Origin of the sequence: Rhodococcus sp. WMMA185 (genome assembly GCF_001767395.1) — a bacterium.
Classification (GTDB): Bacteria; Actinomycetota; Actinomycetes; order Mycobacteriales; family Mycobacteriaceae; genus Rhodococcus_F.
Genome location: NZ_CP017014.1, coordinates 1171772 through 1190135, shown reverse-complemented (window position 1 = coordinate 1190135; position 18364 = coordinate 1171772). Strand labels below are relative to the sequence as shown.

Annotated in this window: 15 protein-coding genes; 6 read left to right on the top strand and 9 right to left on the bottom strand. The window is 65.4% G+C overall.

What is annotated here, in order from left to right:
- Positions 1 to 8 precede the first annotated feature (8 nt).
- Both ilvD and BFN03_RS05340 read left to right on the top strand, forming a co-directional pair.
- The gene (gene ilvD, locus BFN03_RS05345) at positions 9 to 1853 is read left to right on the top strand and encodes a dihydroxy-acid dehydratase (RefSeq protein WP_070378143.1); all 1845 of its coding nucleotides are present in this window, start codon (positions 9 to 11) and stop codon (positions 1851 to 1853) included.
- A gap of 382 nt (positions 1854 to 2235) precedes the next feature.
- Positions 2236 to 3771: an amino acid permease gene (locus BFN03_RS05340; RefSeq protein ID WP_070378142.1), complete on the top strand. Its 1536-nt coding sequence runs from the start codon at positions 2236 to 2238 to the stop codon at positions 3769 to 3771.
- Between the two features lie 87 nt (positions 3772 to 3858).
- Here the strand turns inward: BFN03_RS05340 and BFN03_RS05335 are convergent, their stop codons facing one another.
- Positions 3859 to 4734 carry a DoxX family protein gene (locus BFN03_RS05335; RefSeq protein WP_070378141.1) on the bottom strand — a complete coding sequence of 292 codons (876 nt, stop codon included), beginning with the start codon at positions 4732 to 4734 and terminating at the stop codon, positions 3859 to 3861.
- Between the two features lie 100 nt (positions 4735 to 4834).
- Here BFN03_RS05335 and BFN03_RS05330 point away from each other — a divergent pair, with 100 nt between their 5' ends.
- Positions 4835 to 5986, top strand: a complete 1152-nt coding sequence (locus tag BFN03_RS05330) for a PQQ-dependent sugar dehydrogenase (RefSeq protein WP_070378140.1) — start codon at positions 4835 to 4837, stop codon at positions 5984 to 5986.
- 75 nt (positions 5987 to 6061) lie between these two features.
- On the opposite strand, the gene gatB is transcribed toward BFN03_RS05330, so the two are convergent.
- The 4 genes from gatB to BFN03_RS05310 all read right to left on the bottom strand — a co-directional run bounded on the left by gatB (position 6062) and on the right by BFN03_RS05310 (position 10708).
- Complete coding sequence (gatB, locus tag BFN03_RS05325; protein WP_070378139.1) at positions 6062 to 7573, bottom strand: Asp-tRNA(Asn)/Glu-tRNA(Gln) amidotransferase subunit GatB; 1512 nt, start codon at positions 7571 to 7573, stop codon at positions 6062 to 6064.
- A gap of 42 nt (positions 7574 to 7615) precedes the next feature.
- On the bottom strand, positions 7616 to 8647 hold the full coding sequence (locus tag BFN03_RS05320; RefSeq protein ID WP_070378138.1) for an ATP-dependent 6-phosphofructokinase: 1032 nt from the start codon (positions 8645 to 8647) through the stop codon (positions 7616 to 7618).
- Positions 8648 to 8742: 95 nt separating this feature from the next.
- Positions 8743 to 9405 (bottom strand): response regulator, encoded by a 663-nt coding sequence (locus BFN03_RS05315; RefSeq protein ID WP_070378137.1) that lies wholly within the window; start codon positions 9403 to 9405, stop codon positions 8743 to 8745.
- Positions 9406 to 9553: 148 nt separating this feature from the next.
- Positions 9554 to 10708 carry a sensor histidine kinase gene (locus tag BFN03_RS05310; RefSeq protein ID WP_070380639.1) on the bottom strand — a complete coding sequence of 385 codons (1155 nt, stop codon included), beginning with the start codon at positions 10706 to 10708 and terminating at the stop codon, positions 9554 to 9556.
- Positions 10709 to 10880: 172 nt separating this feature from the next.
- On the opposite strand from BFN03_RS05310, the gene BFN03_RS05305 reads away from it, so the two are divergent.
- Complete coding sequence (locus BFN03_RS05305; RefSeq protein ID WP_232320437.1) at positions 10881 to 11564, top strand: hypothetical protein; 684 nt, start codon at positions 10881 to 10883, stop codon at positions 11562 to 11564.
- A complete protein-coding gene (locus BFN03_RS05300) occupies positions 11561 to 13033 on the top strand; it encodes an alpha/beta-hydrolase family protein (RefSeq protein ID WP_070378135.1) in 1473 nt (490 codons plus the stop codon). The genes BFN03_RS05305 and BFN03_RS05300 overlap by 4 nt, the downstream gene beginning before the upstream one ends.
- Here the strand turns inward: BFN03_RS05300 and gatA are convergent.
- The gene (gatA, locus tag BFN03_RS05295) at positions 13030 to 14511 is read right to left on the bottom strand and encodes an Asp-tRNA(Asn)/Glu-tRNA(Gln) amidotransferase subunit GatA (protein WP_070378134.1); all 1482 of its coding nucleotides are present in this window, start codon (positions 14509 to 14511) and stop codon (positions 13030 to 13032) included. The two genes, BFN03_RS05300 and gatA, sit on opposite strands and share 4 nt — an antisense overlap.
- Entirely contained in the window at positions 14508 to 14807 is a 300-nt protein-coding gene (gene gatC, locus BFN03_RS05290) for an Asp-tRNA(Asn)/Glu-tRNA(Gln) amidotransferase subunit GatC (RefSeq protein WP_070378133.1), read from the bottom strand. Before gatC ends, gatA begins: the two co-directional genes overlap by 4 nt.
- A gap of 209 nt (positions 14808 to 15016) precedes the next feature.
- Here gatC and BFN03_RS05285 point away from each other — a divergent pair, with 209 nt between their 5' ends.
- Complete coding sequence (locus tag BFN03_RS05285) at positions 15017 to 15667, top strand: amino acid-binding protein (protein WP_070378132.1); 651 nt, start codon at positions 15017 to 15019, stop codon at positions 15665 to 15667.
- 22 nt (positions 15668 to 15689) lie between these two features.
- Here BFN03_RS05285 and BFN03_RS05280 read toward each other — a convergent pair whose 3' ends face one another.
- Together BFN03_RS05280 and ligA are read right to left on the bottom strand one after the other, a co-directional pair.
- Positions 15690 to 16178: a GNAT family N-acetyltransferase gene (locus tag BFN03_RS05280; RefSeq protein ID WP_070378131.1), complete on the bottom strand. Its 489-nt coding sequence runs from the start codon at positions 16176 to 16178 to the stop codon at positions 15690 to 15692.
- Between the two features lie 57 nt (positions 16179 to 16235).
- Positions 16236 to 18326 (bottom strand): NAD-dependent DNA ligase LigA, encoded by a 2091-nt coding sequence (gene ligA, locus BFN03_RS05275; protein WP_070378130.1) that lies wholly within the window; start codon positions 18324 to 18326, stop codon positions 16236 to 16238.
- Between the last annotated feature and the right edge of the window lie 38 nt (positions 18327 to 18364).

Here is an 18364-nt window from a genome sequence, read left to right as displayed (position 1 = left end):
ATACACTCATGCCTCCGCTGAGATCCCGAACCACCACCGCCGGAAGAAATGCCGCGGGCGCCCGCGCCCTGTGGCGTGCCACCGGAATGACCGACTCCGACTTCGGAAAGCCGATCGTCGCGATCGCGAACTCCTACACACAGTTCGTTCCCGGCCACGTCCATCTCAAGAACGTCGGCGACATCGTCGCCGATTCCGTGCGCGCCGCTGGTGGCGTACCTCGAGAGTTCCACACGATTGCGGTCGACGACGGCATCGCGATGGGACACGGCGGCATGCTGTATTCCCTTCCCAGTCGCGAAATCATCGCCGACTCAGTCGAATACATGGTCAACGCACATACCGCCGATGCCCTCGTCTGTATCTCCAACTGCGACAAGATCACTCCCGGAATGCTCAATGCCGCAATGCGTTTGAACATTCCCACGGTGTTCGTCTCCGGCGGGCCGATGGAAGCGGGCAAGGCCGTGGTGGTAGGCGGCGTCGCACAGGCACCGACCGACCTGATCACCGCGATCTCGGCGAGCGCCAACGACGAGGTCGACGAGGAGGGGCTGTCCGAGGTCGAGCGCAGTGCATGCCCGACCTGCGGGTCGTGCTCGGGGATGTTCACCGCGAACTCGATGAACTGCCTTACCGAAGCGCTCGGCCTGGCGCTACCCGGAAACGGCTCCACGCTCGCTACCCATGAGGCCCGTCGAGCCCTGTTCACCCGCGCTGGTACCACCGTCGTCGAGGCGGCCCAGCGGTACTACAGGGACGATGACGACTCCGTCCTCCCTCGCAACATCGCGACACCAGCAGCGTTCCGAAACGCGATGGCGCTCGATGTCGCGATGGGCGGTTCCACCAATACTGTCCTGCACATCCTTGCAGCGGCGCAGGAAGGCGAGGTCCACGACTTCGATCTCGACAAGATCGATGAGATCAGCCGCAAGGTGCCTTGCCTGTCGAAGGTCTCGCCGAACTCCGACTACCACATGGAGGACGTACACCGCGCAGGCGGAATTCCCGCGATACTCGGTGAACTGCGCCGGGCCGGCCTGCTCGAGAGCAGCGTCTCCACCGTGCACACGAAGAGCTTCGACGAGTGGCTCGACACCTGGGACATCCGCTCCGGCAAGGCATCCGACGAGGCCGTCGAGCTCTTCCATGCCGCACCCGGCGGGGTACGCACCACCGAGCCATTCTCGACGAACAACCGGTGGTCGTCCCTCGATACGGACGCCGTCAGCGGGTGCATTCGAGACTTCGAGCACAAGCACACCGAGGAGGGCGGTCTGGCCGTGCTCAGCGGAAACATCGCCGTCGACGGTGCGGTGATCAAGACTGCCGGCATCGACGAGGACCTGTTCCACTTCCAGGGCCCGGCACGAGTCGTGGAATCTCAGGAAGAGGCGGTCTCGGTCATCCTCGGCAAGAAGATCGAGCCCGGCGAAGTCCTCGTCGTACGCTACGAGGGTCCCGCAGGCGGTCCGGGCATGCAGGAAATGCTGCACCCCACAGCCTTCTTGAAAGGCTCCGGCCTAGGAAAGAAGTGCGCGCTGGTCACCGACGGCCGCTTCTCCGGCGGTTCCTCGGGCCTGTCCATCGGCCATGTCTCCCCGGAGGCGGCCAGTGGCGGCGCGATCGGTCTGGTGGAAGACGGCGACCAAATTCTCATCGACGTCGCGACTCGTAAGCTCGAGCTCCTCGTCGACGACGCCGTCCTCGCAGAGCGCCGCGCCAAGATGGAGTCGTCCGAGCGTCCTTGGCAACCGCGCGATCGCGAACGCACAGTCACCACGGCCCTGCGCGCCTACGCCGCGCTGGCGACATCGGCCGACAAGGGCGCGGTACGTCAGGTTCCCTAGTCCCGTCCCACACCCGCACTTATAATCCGGGCTTCCGCCACCAATCCAGTGTCGCAGCCCCACCCAGCGGCACAGGCGCACCCAGCGGCACAGGCGCACGCACTCGCCGCTGGGTGGGCGGGCTCTGTCCAGAGTCCATTCACAAGTCACTTCGTCCGGATGGGACGCACCAAAAGCACTAGGAGGCTGATCAACTCGCTCAGCAGATACCGATTCAGTTCACCGCGAACTGAGCGAATCGATTAGTTCAGCCAATACTCCTTGTACACGGCAGTCGGTAGTGGTTCTCTCAGCATGCCGTTGAGACCACCATCACAACCATGGTTCACAAATCGCCTCCGGCGCGCGGGACCACCGACAGCGAGACATCTAGGAGCGACACATGCCCGGAGTCGGAATTTGGCGGACCAAATCCGTTGAGCAATCGATAGCGGACACCGACGAACCCGACACCCGACTCCGGAGGGAACTCACCGCGAAAGACCTCACGGTCTTCGGTGTCGCCGTGGTGATCGGCGCAGGAATCTTCACGCTCACCGCCCGAACCGCCGGTGATGTTGCGGGCCCTGCGATCTCACTGGCATTCATCCTGGCCGCGGTCGCATGTGGCCTGGCCGCACTCTGTTACGCCGAGTTCGCCTCCACCGTTCCCGTCGCCGGAAGCGCGTACACGTTCTCCTACGCCACCTTCGGAGAGTGTGTCGCCTGGATAATCGGCTGGGACCTCATCCTCGAATTCGCGCTCGCGGCAGCTGTGGTGTCGAAGGGCTGGTCTCTCTACCTCGGCAACGTGCTCGGCTTCAGCGGAAGCACCACAGCCCATATCGGGCCGGTCGACTTCGACTGGGGCTCTTTGATCCTCATCGGCGGCATCACTCTCGTACTTGCGATCGGAACCAAGGTTTCCTCGCGCGTGTCCGCGGTCATCACTGCCATCAAGATCGCCGTCGTCCTCCTCGTCATCGCTGTGGGCGCCTTCTACATCAACAAGGCAAACTACTCCCCGTACATTCCGCCGGCCGAGGGTTCCGAAAGCGGTGCAAGCGGGCTTCACCAGAGCCTGTTCTCGTTCCTGACCGGAGCCGAAGGCAGCACCTACGGCTGGTACGGCCTCCTCGCCGCAGCGAGCCTCGTCTTCTTCGCCTTCATCGGGTTCGATGTCGTGGCCACCACCGCCGAGGAGACCAAGAACCCACAGAAGGCTCTCCCCCGCGGCATTCTCGGCTCACTCGCGATCGTCACCGTTCTCTACGTCGCTGTGACGCTGGTACTCACCGGCATGGTGAAGTACACCGACCTGAGGTCCGGCAGCCCGCTCGTCGGCGACAGCAGTGCGACGCTTGCCACGGCGTTCGAGGCACACGGCATCACGTGGGCGCAGACCGCGATCAACCTCGGCGGGCTCGCCGGGCTCACCACCGTCGTCATGGTGATGCTGCTCGGTCAGACCCGAGTGCTGTTCGCCATGTCCCGAGACGGGCTCCTGCCCCGCGGTCTCGCCAAGACCGGTAAGAAGGGCACGCCGGTGCGGATCACGCTGATGGTCGGTGGCGTTGTCTCCGTTCTCGCCGCCTTCTTCCCGATGGGGACGCTCGAGGAGATGGTGAACATCGGCACACTCTTCGCCTTCGTCCTGGTCTGCATCGGCGTCGTCGTGCTCCGCCGCACACGCCCTGACCTCCCGCGCGGGTTCCGGGTTCCGCTGGTCCCGCTGTTTCCCATTCTGGCCGTGCTGGCCTGCGGATGGCTCATGCTGAACCTGTCAGTCGAGACCTGGATCCGATTCCTCGTGTGGATGGCCCTTGGTGTCGCCATCTACCTCTCCTACGGTCGACGCAACTCCGTCCTGGGTCGGCGCCTCGCCGCCGAACCCGATCTACACGAAGAGGAGAATGTTCCGGAACTCGTCCGGCGCTGAGCACACGGAACTGTGCCGAAGGAAGGCGACTCCGCCTCACTCTGATTCATCGAATGAGGCGGAGTGGTGACACGGTGCCACTGACGATCATATGAGCGGGTTGGCGCCATTGAGGAAGATCCAGACGCACACTCCGGCCGCGATACCCAGGATCAGAGTGACGAACGAACCGACGAACGGACGCGTGGCCCACCCCCTTCGGCCGTCCAGCGAGATGCGACCCGGCCCAGTGAGGATGATCACGCCCGCACACACACCAAGCAGCGTCTCGTACTCTGTGCCCGTCGGCGCGAAGTACTCGAGCCCCGGCTGGCCGACCTGCCGGAACGCCCACGCATTGATCATCACGGCAAGCACCGACGCGGCCGCGAGTGGAGTCACCAAGCCGAAGATCAGCAACGCACCGCCTGCGACCTCGGCGACAGCACCCAGAATCGAAAGAAGCTTCGCCTGTTGGAAACCTGAGCTCGCGAGGATCTCCTCGAAGCCGCCGAGCCCCGGACCGTCCCATAAACCGGTCAGCTTCTGCAGACCGTGAACCAGAATCGTGCCGCCCACCGCGAGACGCAGAACGAGCAGACCGAGGTCGAGCGTGCCGCGACCTATCTCGACGTCGTCCTCGTGGGGCCGCACCGAGGTGCCGGCGGTCGCGACCGGCGCCGTGGGCCTCACGCCGATCACCTGTGTCGGCTGGTCCGGCGTGCCGGACGCCCCCGTCGGGCGGTATGCGGGGATCTCCTCGGTGATGAAATCCGCGTCGAGTGAATCACCGGAGCCGAGTTCGTCGTCGGTGTGCGGGATGACCCGATCAGCGGACTCGGACGGCACCAAGGGAGCCGGAAAGCGTTCGGTGGGAAAGTCGTACGGACTCGCAACCTTGCCGTATCCGTCCGTGGCACCGTGATCTGTCCCGCCTTGGCCCACAGCACCATTCTCCGACGACTCGTTGGGGTCTTTCCGCATGTCAGTCACGCCGTTCAGCGTAGGTCGATCAGCACCGCAATCGGCGGTAAACCGAACCGGCGTGGCGGCAGGACCGCGCTCTTGACGTAACGTCTCCATCATGATGGTGGGTGGGTGTCGTCGGAAGGCCTCCGGCAGACCTGTGATGGCGATGTACATACTGTGCGTGACCGCGGTCATCGCCGCGGGATGCGCTCGATTCGACGATTCCGCTTCCTCACCGTTCACACCTGAACCGACCGGTTCGGTGGGCGGCGAAGTCGAACCGCGGAACCCGCCGCCCACCACCACGGAGGCCCCACCTCCGACCTCGCTGGGACCCTGCCAGGATCCCGACCCCAGTGTCGTTGCTACTTGCCTGGACACCACCGGTGGACTGGTTGTCCTCCCCGACGGGGCCACCGCGCTGGTCACCGAGCGTCGGACCGGGCGCATCATGCAAGTCGCGGAGGGGCAGACACCCGTCGAGGTCGCGCGAATAGACGTTGACGGCAGTTCCGACGGAGGCCTGCTCGACATCGCTCTGTCGCCGACTTTCGTCGAGGACAACCTGATCTACGCCTACGTCACGACGCCGACGGACAATCGGGTCGTGCGGATTGCACCCGGCGATTCCGCAAAAGAGATTCTCGGCGGGATCCCTCGGGGCGCGACCGGCAACGCCGGTTCACTCGAATTCTCTGGCAGCGACTTGATGGTCCTCACTGGCAATGCGGGCAGTCCCCAAGCGGCCGCCGACCCTGCTTCGCTCGCCGGGAAACTGTTGAAGGTCACGTCGTTGTCCCCGACAGCGACGTCGCCGGCGCCGCCGCCAGAGGTGATGCTGTCGGGCATCGGTGCTGCGGGGGGCGTGTGTGTCGACCCTGGGGTCGCGGTCTGGGTCACCGACCGCACCCCACTCGAAGACCGGTTGCAACGCGTCGGCCCCGACGGTTCGGCGCCGACGCCGACCTGGACATGGCCCGAACGTCCGGGTGTCGGCGGCTGCGTCGCTGCGGGTGACGTCGTCGCCGTGTCATTGAGTACAGGTCAGGGCATGTCTGTGCTCGCTGCGGATCCAGGTACGGGTGCCGTAACCACTGCACCCAGCGTCATCGCGCAGGACCGCTACGGCGCACTCGGCGGCGCCGCTCTCGGACCCGACGGCCTCATCTGGGCGAGCACGGTCAACAAGACCGTCGGCGATCCAGGCCCCAACGACGACCGTGTCATCAAGATGCCCCTGCCCTCCGGAGGCGGCGGATTCGACTGACGCCTCCGGTCACTGCTAGAGGGCCGTTCACCCGGTTGATCCGAGCGAACGGCCCCGGAAATCGAAGGACGGTTGCTAGCTGCAGGCCTCGACGACAAGTTCCTTGACGCGGGCAGGGTCGGCCTGGCCGCGGGTGGCCTTCATGACGTCGCCGACAATCTTGCCCGCGGCCGCAACTTTGCCTCCGCGGATCTTCTCGGCGATGTCCGGATTCGCCGCCAACGCCTCGTCGACGGCCGCCTTGAGCTTCGTGTCGTCACGTTCGACGACCAGTTCGGGTCGGTTCGCCACAACCTGCTCCGGATCACCCTCCCCGGCAAGGACGTAGTCCACCACCTGTCGGGCCATCTTGTTGTTCAGCTTCCCGCTGTCGATCATCGAGATCACCCGTGCGACCTGTGCAGGCGAGATCGGGAGCTCCGCAAGCTCGACGCCGCGGGTATTCGCCTGCTGCGCCAGGTACGACACCCACCACGATCGTGCCGCCTCCGGGGCTGCGCCGGCCTCGGTCGTGGCGATCACCAGATCGAGGGCTCCTGAGTTGACCAGATCACGCATGACCTCGTCCGAGATTCCCCAGTCGGCCTGAATCCGCGCTCGGCGGACCCACGGCAACTCGGGGAGGGTGGCCCGCAGTTCTTCCACCCACTCGGCACTCGGCGCTACCGGTTCGAGATCCGGCTCAGGGAAATAGCGGTAATCCTCAGCTGTCTCCTTGCGGCGACCCGGCGACGTGGTGCCGTCCGCCTCCTGGAAGTGCCGGGTCTCCTGGATCACCTGTCCACCGGCTTCGAGCACCGCGGCCTGGCGACGCATCTCGTACCGGACCGCCGCCTCGACGCTCTTGAGCGAGTTGACGTTCTTGGTCTCGGTTCGAGTGCCGAATTCGGAGGCTCCGATCGGCATCAACGAAACGTTGGAGTCGCAGCGCATCGAGCCTTGATCCATGCGGACGTCCGACACCTTCAGCGACTTCAGCAGATCGCGCAGCGCGGTGACGTAGGCGCGAGCCACCTCGGGAGCGCGCTCACCGGCGCCGGTGATCGTCTTGGTCACGATCTCGACCAGCGGCACACCGGCACGGTTGTAGTCGAGCAGCGAATGGCTGGCCCCGTGGATGCGCCCGGTCGCACCACCGACGTGCAACGACTTTCCGGTGTCCTCTTCCATGTGCGCGCGCTCGATCTCGACTCGCCACGTGGTGCCGTCGTCGAGCACGACGTCGAGGTAGCCGTCCGTGGCGATCGGCTCGTCGTACTGGGAGATCTGATAGTTCTTGGGCTGATCCGGATAGAAGTAGTTCTTCCGCGCGAACCGGCCCCAGGGTGTGATCGAGCAATTCAGCGCCAGCCCGATGCGGATAGCCGACTCTACGGCAGCCGCGTTCACGACCGGCATCGCCCCGGGAAGGCCCAGGCAGACCGGGCACACCTGCGTGTTGGGCTCGGCGCCGAACTCAGTGGGGCACGGACAGAACATCTTGGTACTGGTGCCGAGTTCCACGTGCACCTCCATACCGAGAACCGGCTCGTACTTGGCCAGCACATCGTTGTACTCGAGGAGGTCCGGAGCATCGACAGCAGTCATACCCGAGAGTTTATTCGGCCGGACTCTTCGTCGAAAACGCGGTCAGCCGAAGAATGCGGATACCTCGTCGTACCGCTCCCTCGGCACCGTCTTCAGCCGCCGAGTCGCGTCCGCGAGTGGGACGAGATCGACCGCCGTTCCGTGCAGGGCGACCATATTTCCGAAATCACCGCGATGAGCGGCATCGGTGGCACGCACCCCGAATCGGGTCGCCAGTACCCGGTCGAACGCGGTGGGGGTGCCCCCTCGCTGAACGTGCCCGAGAACGGTCGTCCGCACCTCCTTGCCGATGCGACGTTCGATCTCGTCTCCGAGTTGCTGAGCGACTCCGGTAAACCTCTTGTGACCGAACTCGTCGATACCGCCTTCGCGCAACGTCATCGACTCGGGGGTCGGGGCAGCACCTTCCGCGATAACGCAAATGAAGTGCGAATCGCCCCGCTGGAATCTCGCCTTGATGAGAGTGCACACCTTGGCGACGTCGAACGGGACCTCGGGCACGAGGGTGAGATGCGCGCCGGATGCAAGGCCCGAATTGAGGGCTATCCAGCCTGCGTGCCGGCCCATCACCTCCACGAGCATCACCCGCTGGTGTGATTCGGCGGTAGTGTGCAGGCGGTCAATGGCATCGGTGGCGGTGGCCAGGGCAGTGTCGAACCCGAACGTCACATCGGTGCAGTCGATGTCGTTGTCAATAGTCTTCGGCACGCCGATCACGGGCACCCCGCTCTCTGCGAGCCAACTCGCGGCAGTGAGCGTGCCCTCGCCCCCGATCGGGATGAGGACATCGATCCCGTTGTTGTCGAGTGTCTGCCGGATGTCGTCGAGACCAGCCCGAAGCTTGTCCGGGTTCACCCGCGCAGTGCCGAGGATTGTGCCGCCACGGGTGAGAATTCGGTCGGTTCGGTCGTCGTTGGCCAGCGCGACCTTCCGATCCTCGAGCAAGCCCCGCCATCCGTCCCGGAATCCCACCACCGAGCTGCGGTACCGACCGTCGGCGGTACGCACCACCGCCCTGATTACCGCGTTGAGTCCGGGGCAGTCGCCGCCGCCGGTAAGGATTCCGATCCGCATCCAGACACCCCTCGTCCTGTGATGATGTTTGATGCTGTCTTGTTCATCTTGCCGCCCACCGGCGTTTCGAGCACCCCGAGCCGCGAGAGGACACCTCAGCCGGGTGTGACGAGGCCGCTCTCGTAGGCGAGCACCACTGCCTGCGCGCGGTCTCGGAGATCGAGCTTCGACAGCACCTTGCCGACATGCGTCTTGACGGTCTGTTCGGCGACGAACAGCTTCTCCGCGATTTCGGTGTTCGACATGCCACAGGCGATGAGTTCGAGTACCTCGCGCTCACGCGGTGTGAGAGCGGAAATCGCGGTCGGTTTGCGACGCGCCGTGCTACGGCGACTGGTCACATCGGCGATCAACCGTCGGGTTACGGTCGGCGCGAGCAGCGCCTCCCCGTCCGCGACCACCCGGACGGCACGGATGAGTTCCTCGGCCGGCGCGTCCTTGAGCATGAATCCGCTGGCCCCGATACCCAACGCCTCATAGACATAGTCGTCTATGTCGAAGGTGGTAAGCATCAGCACCCGAACCGGCGGATCGAATCCCGCCGACAAGATGGCGCGGGCGGCGTCGAGCCCATTCATTTCCGGCATGCGGACATCCATCAACACGACGTCGGGACGCAGCCGCTTGACCTCACTCACCGCCACCGCGCCGTCCGGAGCGTCACCGATGACGCTGATATCGGGCTGCGAGGCAAGGAGGGCTCCAAAGCCCTGCCGGACCATAGCCTGGTCGTCGGCGATGAATACGGTAATCGACACCCGGCCAGCCTAAGCCGAACGGCCCGAACTCGGCACGTATCCGAATCTGCCGTGTTGCCGGGCTTCGGTCCTACCAGGGAGCTTGGGCAGTGAGAGTGATCGGATCGAGATTGCGAATGCCCCCACACTCGTTCGACCTCCAGCGGGCCTACACACCCGAGGCCGCGAACGTCGCCGTCACCTCGAAACCACCGTCTGCCCGCGGGCCTGCTGCGAACACGCCCCCGACGGCGTGCGCGCGTTCACGCATCCCGATGATCCCGTGTCCGCCTGACGATTCCGCGACAGAGTCGGCAGCGGTCTCCGGTGACGGAGCATTGACGACGGCAAGCGTCGCAGGACCCGAGTATGCGATGTCCACCTGCACTTGCGCACCGGGCGCGTGCCGTGCCGCGTTGGCCAGAGACTCCTGCAGAATCCGATACATCACGAGACCCACGGGCTCCGACACCCGGCTCGGCTCACCTTCGATGTTCCACACGACCGGGATGCCTGCACTACGGCTACCGTCGAGCAATTCACCGATCTGCTCGGCCCCTGGCTGCGGGGCGTGTTCGGCGAGTTGTCCGTCGCTGCGCAGCACACCGAGCAGCCCGCGCACCTCGTTGAGAGCCGCGCGGCCCGCCGATCCGATCGAGTCGAACTCGGCCCGGGTCTCGTCCGAGACGTCCTGGAGTCGGTAGGGCGCACTCTGGGCCTGCACGACAACCATCGACATGTGGTGCGCCACCACGTCGTGCAGATCGCGGGCAATCCGCGCCTTCTCCTCGAGAACCGTCCGCCGGGTCCGCTCGAGCTCGCTCAACTCCTCCTGCTGCGCGAGTTGCCTGCGCGAAAGTAGCAGCCAGCGGACGAGCAGTCCGAACGTGACGATCGCAGTGAGGCCGACCACCCAGCCGAGACCGTCGGATCCCGGGGTCGCGGCGAGGAACAACGGCACGGTAGAGATCCACGCCACGCCGACGATCGGCAGTGCCGCCTGCACACTCACCGCCGCAAGCAGTACCAGGATCACCAGGATATGCACCACCTGCAAGGAGAGACTGTTTCCGTCCTGGAGAGCGAAGGCGTGCGGAATCACCAGAGCCGCCACCGCTGAGACCGCCCAGCCCAGAGCCGGGTTGATCCGGATGAGGAGGAACGGGAACGCCGCAAGGGCCGCGACGAACGGCTGGATCGCAGGGGCGACCTGATGGGTCAGGTGCAGCGTCGGCCACGCCACAGCGAACAAAATCGCCGTGACCACGATTATTGCCACGTTCAACCATCGACCTGCAGTGGCTCTACGGGTGCGCGTCTTCATCTCCACACTGTTGACAGTAGAAAGTGTGGTCGCCACATGTCCTCACACTCAGGGTCGATGTCCAACTAGCCCCGAGGTATGAGATTCCCGCCTCCTGCCACCGTGACGCGAGGGATCGAACCGGACTTCAGTGTGATGTGGCCACGGAACCCGCATTCATAGCGTCGTCGTCATGCGAACGACGGGGACACGCAAAACCACCTGGACCGCGATGGCATTCGCCGCGGCAGCTCTTCTGACCACGACAGGATTCGCCGGCGCCGACACCGCGCGCGCTCCTCGGATCGAAAATGACGCCGCGGCAACAGCAGTACGCGCACTCACCTCACCCGAACATCGAACTCCACAATCTGTTACTGCTCCGCCGATTCCCCCGCACGGGATTCGCCCGAGCTCGATTCCCGCGGACTTCGACACCGTGATGGGGTACGCACCGATCCGAATCGGGGGAATGCTTGTGAACCCGAACGGCGAGTGCTCGTCACCAGTGCCGCTGCCGGCCGAGTTCGACACCCCCTGTATGGCACACGACCTCGGCTACGACCTCCTGCGCTACGCGTCACGATCCGGCGCCGAATTGGGGCCATGGGCGCGTAAGAGCCTCGACGCCCAACTCGACGAGCGAATGCACGCGGCGTGTGAGACCCGCGTCGCCGAGCAGGAGAGGATTCAGTGCTTCGTGATGGCGAACATCGCCACCACGGCGGTTGCCGGAAACAGTTGGCGCCAGGACTATTCGACGCCGATCCCCGAATCCGGGGCGAGCCTCGCACTCGCCGGCGGTTCGGTGGCGATCCTGGTCGGTGCGGCACGGATACTGCGCCGCCACCCACGCACCGCCGAGGTGGTCGCATGACCAGTGTTCTCACCGGCAGCGCACCGAGCACCACGCAGGTTCACTCGCGAGCTACGGCATTCTCGACACCTCGCGCGGATCCGAGGAGGATTGCGACCTCCGGACTCCCCCGCGCATCTTCCACGATCGCCGTCGCCGGCGCGATACTCGCATCGCTCGCGCCGTCACTTCTGCCCCGCACCGCCCCGACGCAAGCCGTGTTCAGCGGCACCATCGCGGCCGTCGTTCTCGGCATCGTCATCCTCGCCCGCCGGCTGGGACGGCACGTCCCACGGTGGCGTGACCGTCGTGCTCCGCGAGAGTCGATGCGGTTTCTGGCCCTGACCGGATCCATGGTCGCTGTGAGCTGGGCGATGATACTTGCCGATCACTGGCAAGACTCGCTGCGTACGGCCATGGGCATGCCGACGGTGGGGCCCGGGCATTGGATTCGCACGATCGTCTTTGCCACAGCGACATTTCTGATCCTCGTCGGTGTCGGCATCATCATCGCCGCGGTGGTCCGGCGTCTCGGCTGGATCGGCAGCGTCGCCGGCGCAATCGCCCTCGCGACGGGGCTCCAACTTGTCGCCGCACCGACATTGTGGGCCATGACATCTGGCTCCTACAGCGACGCCGACACCCTCGTCGACGTGTCGGTGCAAAGGCCGATGTCCGGCGAACTGTCCGGCAGTTCCGATTCCGCGATCACCTGGGAGTCGCTCGGACGGCAGGGGCGACGGTTCGTGGCCGCTGGAGAGCAGTCGCCGAGCATTCGTACCTACGTCGGCGTGAACTCTGCACCTGACGTCGAGTCCCGCGCCTCACTTGCGGTCTCGGAACTCGAACGGGCAGGGGGATTCGCACGCTCGGCAATCGTCGTTGCCGTCCCGACCGGTTCGGGGTGGATCGACGAGAATGCCGTCGACGGCTTCGAGGAGCGGTTCGATGGGGACGTTGCGATCGTCGGGATGCAGTACTCGTACCTGCCGAGTTGGATGGCCTTCATGTTCAACCGCTCCGCCGCAAACGAATCGGCAGCGGCGCTATTCGATGCGATTGCCGATCGGATCGAGAATCTGCCTGCGGACGGATTCCGCCCCATGCTCTACGTATACGGCCAGAGCCTCGGATCAGTCGGGGGCAGCGCCATTTTCGCGAGTTCGGGACAACGGGAACGACAGGTGTGCGCCGCTCTCTGGGCGGGGCCGCCCGCCCGGTCCGTCGAGGCGGGCGGTGCAACAGTCATTGCGAACACCTCGGATCCGGTGGTGTGGTGGTCGCCGGGTCTGGTACTGCGCCGCCCCGACCTGGCGTTCACGCACCGCGATGCGCCTGTACCCCAGTGGATTCCGGGAATCACATTCCTACAGACAAGTGTCGACCTGATATCCGCATTGAACGTTCCTGTCGGACACGGACATCGATACGGGACCGAGCAGGGCACAGCCTTACCCGACTGTGCCCAACCCGGAAGCCGATCGTTCTAGCTCGGCGCCCCGATGGGACCGCGAGCAGCCTCGTAAGCCGCGCCGACCCGATACAGCCGCTCGTCGGCCAACGCGGGGGCCATGATCTGCAAACCGACCGGCAGACCGTCGTCGGCGGAGAATCCCGAAGGAACCGACATTGCGCAGTGCCCCGCCAGGTTCGTCGGCAGTGTGCACAGGTCCGACAGGTACATCGCGAGCGGATCGTCCACCTTCTCCCCCAGCTTCCACGGGGTGAAGGGGCTGGTCGGCGAGACCAGGACGTCCACCTGCTCATAGGCGTTGTCGAAGTCTCGAGCGATGAGGGTCCGTACTTTGAGAGCCTGACCGTAGTACTCGTCGTAATAGCCCGACGACAACGCGTAGGTGCCGATCATGATGCGGCGCTTGACCTCCGGACCGAAGCCTGCGGCCCGCGTGGCGGCCATCACCTGGTCGGCACTCATGCCGCCGCCGTCGACCCGCAGCCCGTAACGCATCGCGTCGAAGCGGGCGAGGTTGGATGACACCTCGCTGGGCAGGATCAGATAATACGATGCCAGCGCGTATTCGAAGTTCGGGCACGACACCTCGACCACTTCGGCCCCGAGTTCGGTCAGCTGGGCGACGGCGGCGTCGAACGAGGCGATCACACCGGGCTGGTAGCTGTCGGAGTGCAGCTCCTTGACCACACCCACCTTCACGCCCTTCAGGTTCCCGCCCGCACCCTCACGCGCCGCAGCGACCACAGGGCGAACCGGGGTGTCGATGGACGTGGAGTCACGCGGGTCGTGACCGGCGATGACCTCGTGCAGCAATGCCGTGTCGAGGACCGTCCGGCCGCATGGGCCGCCCTGGTCGAGTGACGACGCGCACGCGACGAGACCGAACCGGGAGACCGTGCCGTAGGTCGGCTTGGCTCCGACGGTCGCGGTGACGGCGGCGGGCTGACGGATCGATCCGCCGGTATCGGTTCCGATCGCGAGCGGCGCCTGCCTGGATGCGAGCGCTGCCGCGCTGCCGCCGCCCGAGCCGCCGGGGATACGGGTGGTGTCCCACGGATTGCGTGTCGGGCCGTACGCGGAGTTCTCGGTGGACGAGCCCATCGCGAACTCGTCGAGGTTGGTCTTGCCGAGGATCGGGATTCCGGCGTCACGAAGTTTGCCGGTGAGCGTTGCGTCGTACGGGGCGATCCAGCCCTCGAGAATCTTCGAGGCGCACGTGGTGGGCATGTCGGTGGTGGTGAAGATGTCCTTGAGCGCCAGCGGGACCCCCGCCAGCGGCGAGGCCGGGTCGTCACCGGCAGCAAGGCTGGCGTCCACCTCCTTGGCGGAGACGAGGGCCTGCTCGCCCGCGACGTGCAAGAAGGCGCCGAGCTCGCCGTCGACTTCGGCGATCCGGTCGAGATGCGCCTGGGTGACCTCAACGGACGACACCTCGCGGCGGTGGATCTTCGACGCGAGATCTGCCGCGTCGAGAGTGGTCAGTTCGGCGCTCATTCGCCCTCTCCCAGGATCTGCGGTACGGCGAAGCGGTCCTGCTCCACAGCGGGAGCACCCGACAGTGCCTGCTCGGGAGTGAGGCCGGGAACGATCACGTCGGGGCGCGTCACGTTGGTGACCGCATTCGGATTCGCCATCGGCGTTACATCCTCGGCCGGTACTTCGGTGACCACCTTCACGTGGCTGAGAATCGAATCCAACTGGCCGGCGAACTCGTCGAGTTCGGCATCGGTCAGGGCGAGGCGAGACAGCCGCGCGAGGTGCGCGACCTCGTCACGGGAGATGGCAGGCACCGCGGGCCTCCTTCGGTTCAGACGTACACAATGACCGTCCCAGCCTAGAGCCTGGCTCGATCGGTCGTGCAGCCAGCGCCGTCGGCCCGGCGGTTGGCGACCCGAGCCGGGAGACCACATACCGGGCGAACGAACTCGAGTGCAAAGATGGTCGGTGACGGAGGGGTCGCGGGCACCCCCATGTCCATCTCGTAGCGAAAGGGAAGCACGTGTCGTACCTGCTTCGCGTCCAGCTTCCTGACCGACCCGGCAGCCTCGGCGCTCTGGCCGTTGCGCTGGGCTCGGTGGGTGCTGACATTCTGTCTCTCGACGTCGTGGAACGGGGTGCCGGATTTGCCGTTGACGATCTCGTGGTCGATGTCGAGCCGGGCGCCCTTCCCGACACTCTCATCTCGGCGGCCGAAGATCTGCCGGACGTCACTGTCGACTCCATCCGTCCCTACGCCGGAGTCCTCGACACTCACCGGGAACTCGAACTCATCGACGAAGTAGCCACCGCCACTGACGATCGTTTGCAGGTCCTCGTCGATGGCGCACCGCGCGTCTTTCGGGTCGGTTGGTCCATCGTGGCCGACCTCGGCCCCCACGGCGCATATCGCGTGGTCGGGAGCTCCGGAGCCCCGGAGACCCAGGCCACCGATATCCCGTGGATGCCGCTCGAGAAACCCACCGCGCTCGACGGCGAGAGCGACTGGGTACCGGCGTCGTGGCGCGACATGGACACCACTCTCGCAGCTGCTCCGCTCGGAACCACCGGCCGAGTGCTGATGCTCGGACGGCCTGGCGGACCGGAATTCCGCCCGTCCGAGATCGCCCGCCTGGGTTACCTCGCCGGCATCATCGCGACTGTCCTGATCTGACGAGCGCCCTTCCGGGCACGCCTCAGACGATCTCGTATTTCAGCACGGTCAACTTGACCCCTGGGACCGGTTCCCAGTCGCGTTCAGGCACCGGCACGAAGCCGGCTCGGTCGTATATTCGGCGGGCCGCGGCCATATCCGACATGGTGGACATCACTACTGCCTGGTCGCCCCGGTCATAGGCAGTTTCCAGCACGTCACGCACCAGGGCGGTGCCGACCCCGGCCCCGCGGGCATCGGACGACACCGCGAGCATCCGGAACTCGAGCTCACCCGGTTCGGCCACTTCGGCGTACGGCGAGTCGGGAGCCGCGATCGTCACCGATCCCACGATCTGGCCCTCCATAACGGCCACTCGGACGTCGGCCTTCTCTGCGCGCTCGGCCGTATCGCGAAGTTCGTCCGCGTACGGATCGTGTGCTTCCACGAACCCGCCGCCCACGTAGGCGATCACCGTGAGGTCGGAGACCTCCTCGTAGTCCTCCGGGATCGCATTCCGAATCTCTATCATGCCCAGAACTATGACAGGACAGCTCACAGGGCCCAAAATGCCGGCGTGAGGTTCCAGTCACATTTGCGGATCGGTGACCGCCTCCGGACCACCTGAGAGCAGTCTCCGAAAGCCCTCCTCGTCGAGGATCGGCACCCCGAGTTCGACGGCCTTGTCGTGCTTCGAACCCGGCGATTCCCCGACGACGACGAAAGCCGTCTTCTTCGATACCGAGCCCGCCGCCTTGCCGCCCCGGACGAGGATCGCCTCTTTCGCCGCGTCCCGCGAGAAGGTCTCCAGGGAACCTGTGACGACGATGGACAAGCCTTCGAGGTTGCGAGGAATCGATTCGTCGCGCTCGTCCTCCATGCGCACACCGGCCGCCGACCACTTCTCCACGATCTGCCTGTGCCAGTCGACTCCAAACCATTCGGCAATCGCCGCGGCAATCGTGCCGCCGACCCCGTCCACTGCTGCGAGTTCCTCGACGGAACTGCGGCGGATGCGCTCGAGCGAACCGAATTCTCCTGCCAGTGCCCGGGCCGCCGTCGGGCCGACGTGGCGGATCGACAGGGCGACCAGTACCCGCCACAGCGGCTTGTCCTTGGCGGATTCGAGGTTGTCGAGCAGTCTTCGGCCATTCGCCGACAACCCGCCGGCCTTGGTACGGAAGAGCGACGTTTTCAGCAGATCGTCCTCGGTGAGCGAGAACAGGTCGCCCTCGTCTCCGATTGCCCGCGCCTCGAGCAGGCTCGTGGCCGCCTCGTATCCGAGTACCTCGATGTCGAACGCCCCGCGACCGGCCACGTGGAACACGCGCTCTCGCAGTTGCGCGGGGCAGTATTGCTGATTGGGGCAGCGGATGTCCGCATCCCCCTCCTTGGCGGGGGCCAGCAGCGTATTGCACTCCGGGCAGTTCGTCGGCATCACGAACTCGCGCTCGTCACCGGTCCTGGCCTCGACCACCGGACCGAGGACCTCGGGAATCACGTCCCCCGCCTTGCGGATTACCACGGTGTCGCCGATGAGCACACCCTTGCGCTTGACCTCCGAGCCGTTGTGCAACGTGGCGAGCGAGACCGTGGACCCGGCGACCGTGACGGGTTTCATGTACGCGAAGGGGGTGACCCTGCCTGTGCGTCCCACATTCACCCGGATATCGAGCAAGGTTGTGGTCGCCTCCTCCGGAGGGTACTTGTAGGCGATCGCCCAGCGCGGCGCCCGCGACGTCGAGCCCAGCCGACGCTGCAGAGACATCTCGTCAACCTTCACCACCAGGCCGTCGATCTCGTGTTCCACGTCGTGGCGGTGCTCACCCCAGTACCGCACCTTCTCCAGGACGGCTGCTGCACCTGCGACACGCGCGGTGTGGGTGGACACCGGCAGACCCCACGCGGCGAGCGCGCTGTACGCGTCGAATTGCGAGACGGGTTCGAACCCGTCGGTCCGGCCGAGTCCGTGACAGATCATCCCGAGGCGGCGGCGAGCCGTAACGGCAGGATTCTTCTGGCGCAGCGACCCGGCGGCCGAGTTCCGGGGATTCGCGAACGGCGCCTTGCCTTCCTCGACGAGTGCTGCGTTGAGCGCCTCGAAGTCCTCGAGGCGGAAGAACACTTCACCTCGCACCTCGAGAAGTGCGGGTACCGGGTATTCGTCTGTGCCGGTGAGCCTTTCCGGTACATCGTCGATAGTCCGAGCGTTGAGCGTGACTTCTTCGCCCGTCCGGCCGTCGCCCCTCGTCGCGGCGCGCACCAGACTGCCGTTCTCGTAGACGAGATTGAGCGCAACACCATCGATCTTGACCTCGCACAGGTAGTGCAAGTCGGGCCCGGTCTCTTGTTCGACCCGGGCGATCCAACCCCGCAACTCGTCTTCGTCGAAGACGTTGTCGAGGCTGAGCATCCGCTCGAGGTGGTCGACGGAGCTGAAGTCGGTCGAGAAACCACCCCCGACAAGTTGTGTCGGCGAATCAGGCGTGCGCAGGTCCGGATACCGGTTCTCGAGATCGTTCAGTTCGCCGAGCAGCGCGTCGAACTCGCCGTCGGAGATGATGGGTGCGTCACGAACGTAATAGCGGAACTGGTGCCCACGCACCTCCTCTGCCAGCGTGTACCACTGCTCTCGTACGTCTGCGGGCGCCGGGGTGGGGGCTTCGGTCGATTCGCTCACACTCGAAGATTAGTCCGTCGGGGTGACACCGAACGCCG

Excerpts from the sequence above, each read along its gene's own strand:
- BFN03_RS05330 (WP_070378140.1), top strand. The coding sequence starts at position 4,835 with ATGATGGTGGGTGGGTGTCGTCGGAAGGCCTCCGGCAGACCTGTGATG.
- gatA (WP_070378134.1), bottom strand. The coding sequence starts at position 14,511 with ATGAGCGCCGAACTGACCACTCTCGACGCGGCAGATCTCGCGTCGAAG.
- gatB (WP_070378139.1), bottom strand. The coding sequence starts at position 7,573 with ATGACTGCTGTCGATGCTCCGGACCTCCTCGAGTACAACGATGTGCTG.
- BFN03_RS05300 (WP_070378135.1), top strand. The coding sequence starts at position 11,561 with ATGACCAGTGTTCTCACCGGCAGCGCACCGAGCACCACGCAGGTTCAC.
- BFN03_RS05320 (WP_070378138.1), bottom strand. The coding sequence starts at position 8,647 with ATGCGGATCGGAATCCTTACCGGCGGCGGCGACTGCCCCGGACTCAAC.
- BFN03_RS05280 (WP_070378131.1), bottom strand. The coding sequence starts at position 16,178 with ATGATAGAGATTCGGAATGCGATCCCGGAGGACTACGAGGAGGTCTCC.
- ilvD (WP_070378143.1), top strand. The coding sequence starts at position 9 with ATGCCTCCGCTGAGATCCCGAACCACCACCGCCGGAAGAAATGCCGCG.
- BFN03_RS05310 (WP_070380639.1), bottom strand. The coding sequence starts at position 10,708 with ATGAAGACGCGCACCCGTAGAGCCACTGCAGGTCGATGGTTGAACGTG.
- BFN03_RS05305 (WP_232320437.1), top strand. The coding sequence starts at position 10,881 with ATGCGAACGACGGGGACACGCAAAACCACCTGGACCGCGATGGCATTC.
- BFN03_RS05335 (WP_070378141.1), bottom strand. The coding sequence starts at position 4,734 with ATGCGGAAAGACCCCAACGAGTCGTCGGAGAATGGTGCTGTGGGCCAA.
- BFN03_RS05340 (WP_070378142.1), top strand. The coding sequence starts at position 2,236 with ATGCCCGGAGTCGGAATTTGGCGGACCAAATCCGTTGAGCAATCGATA.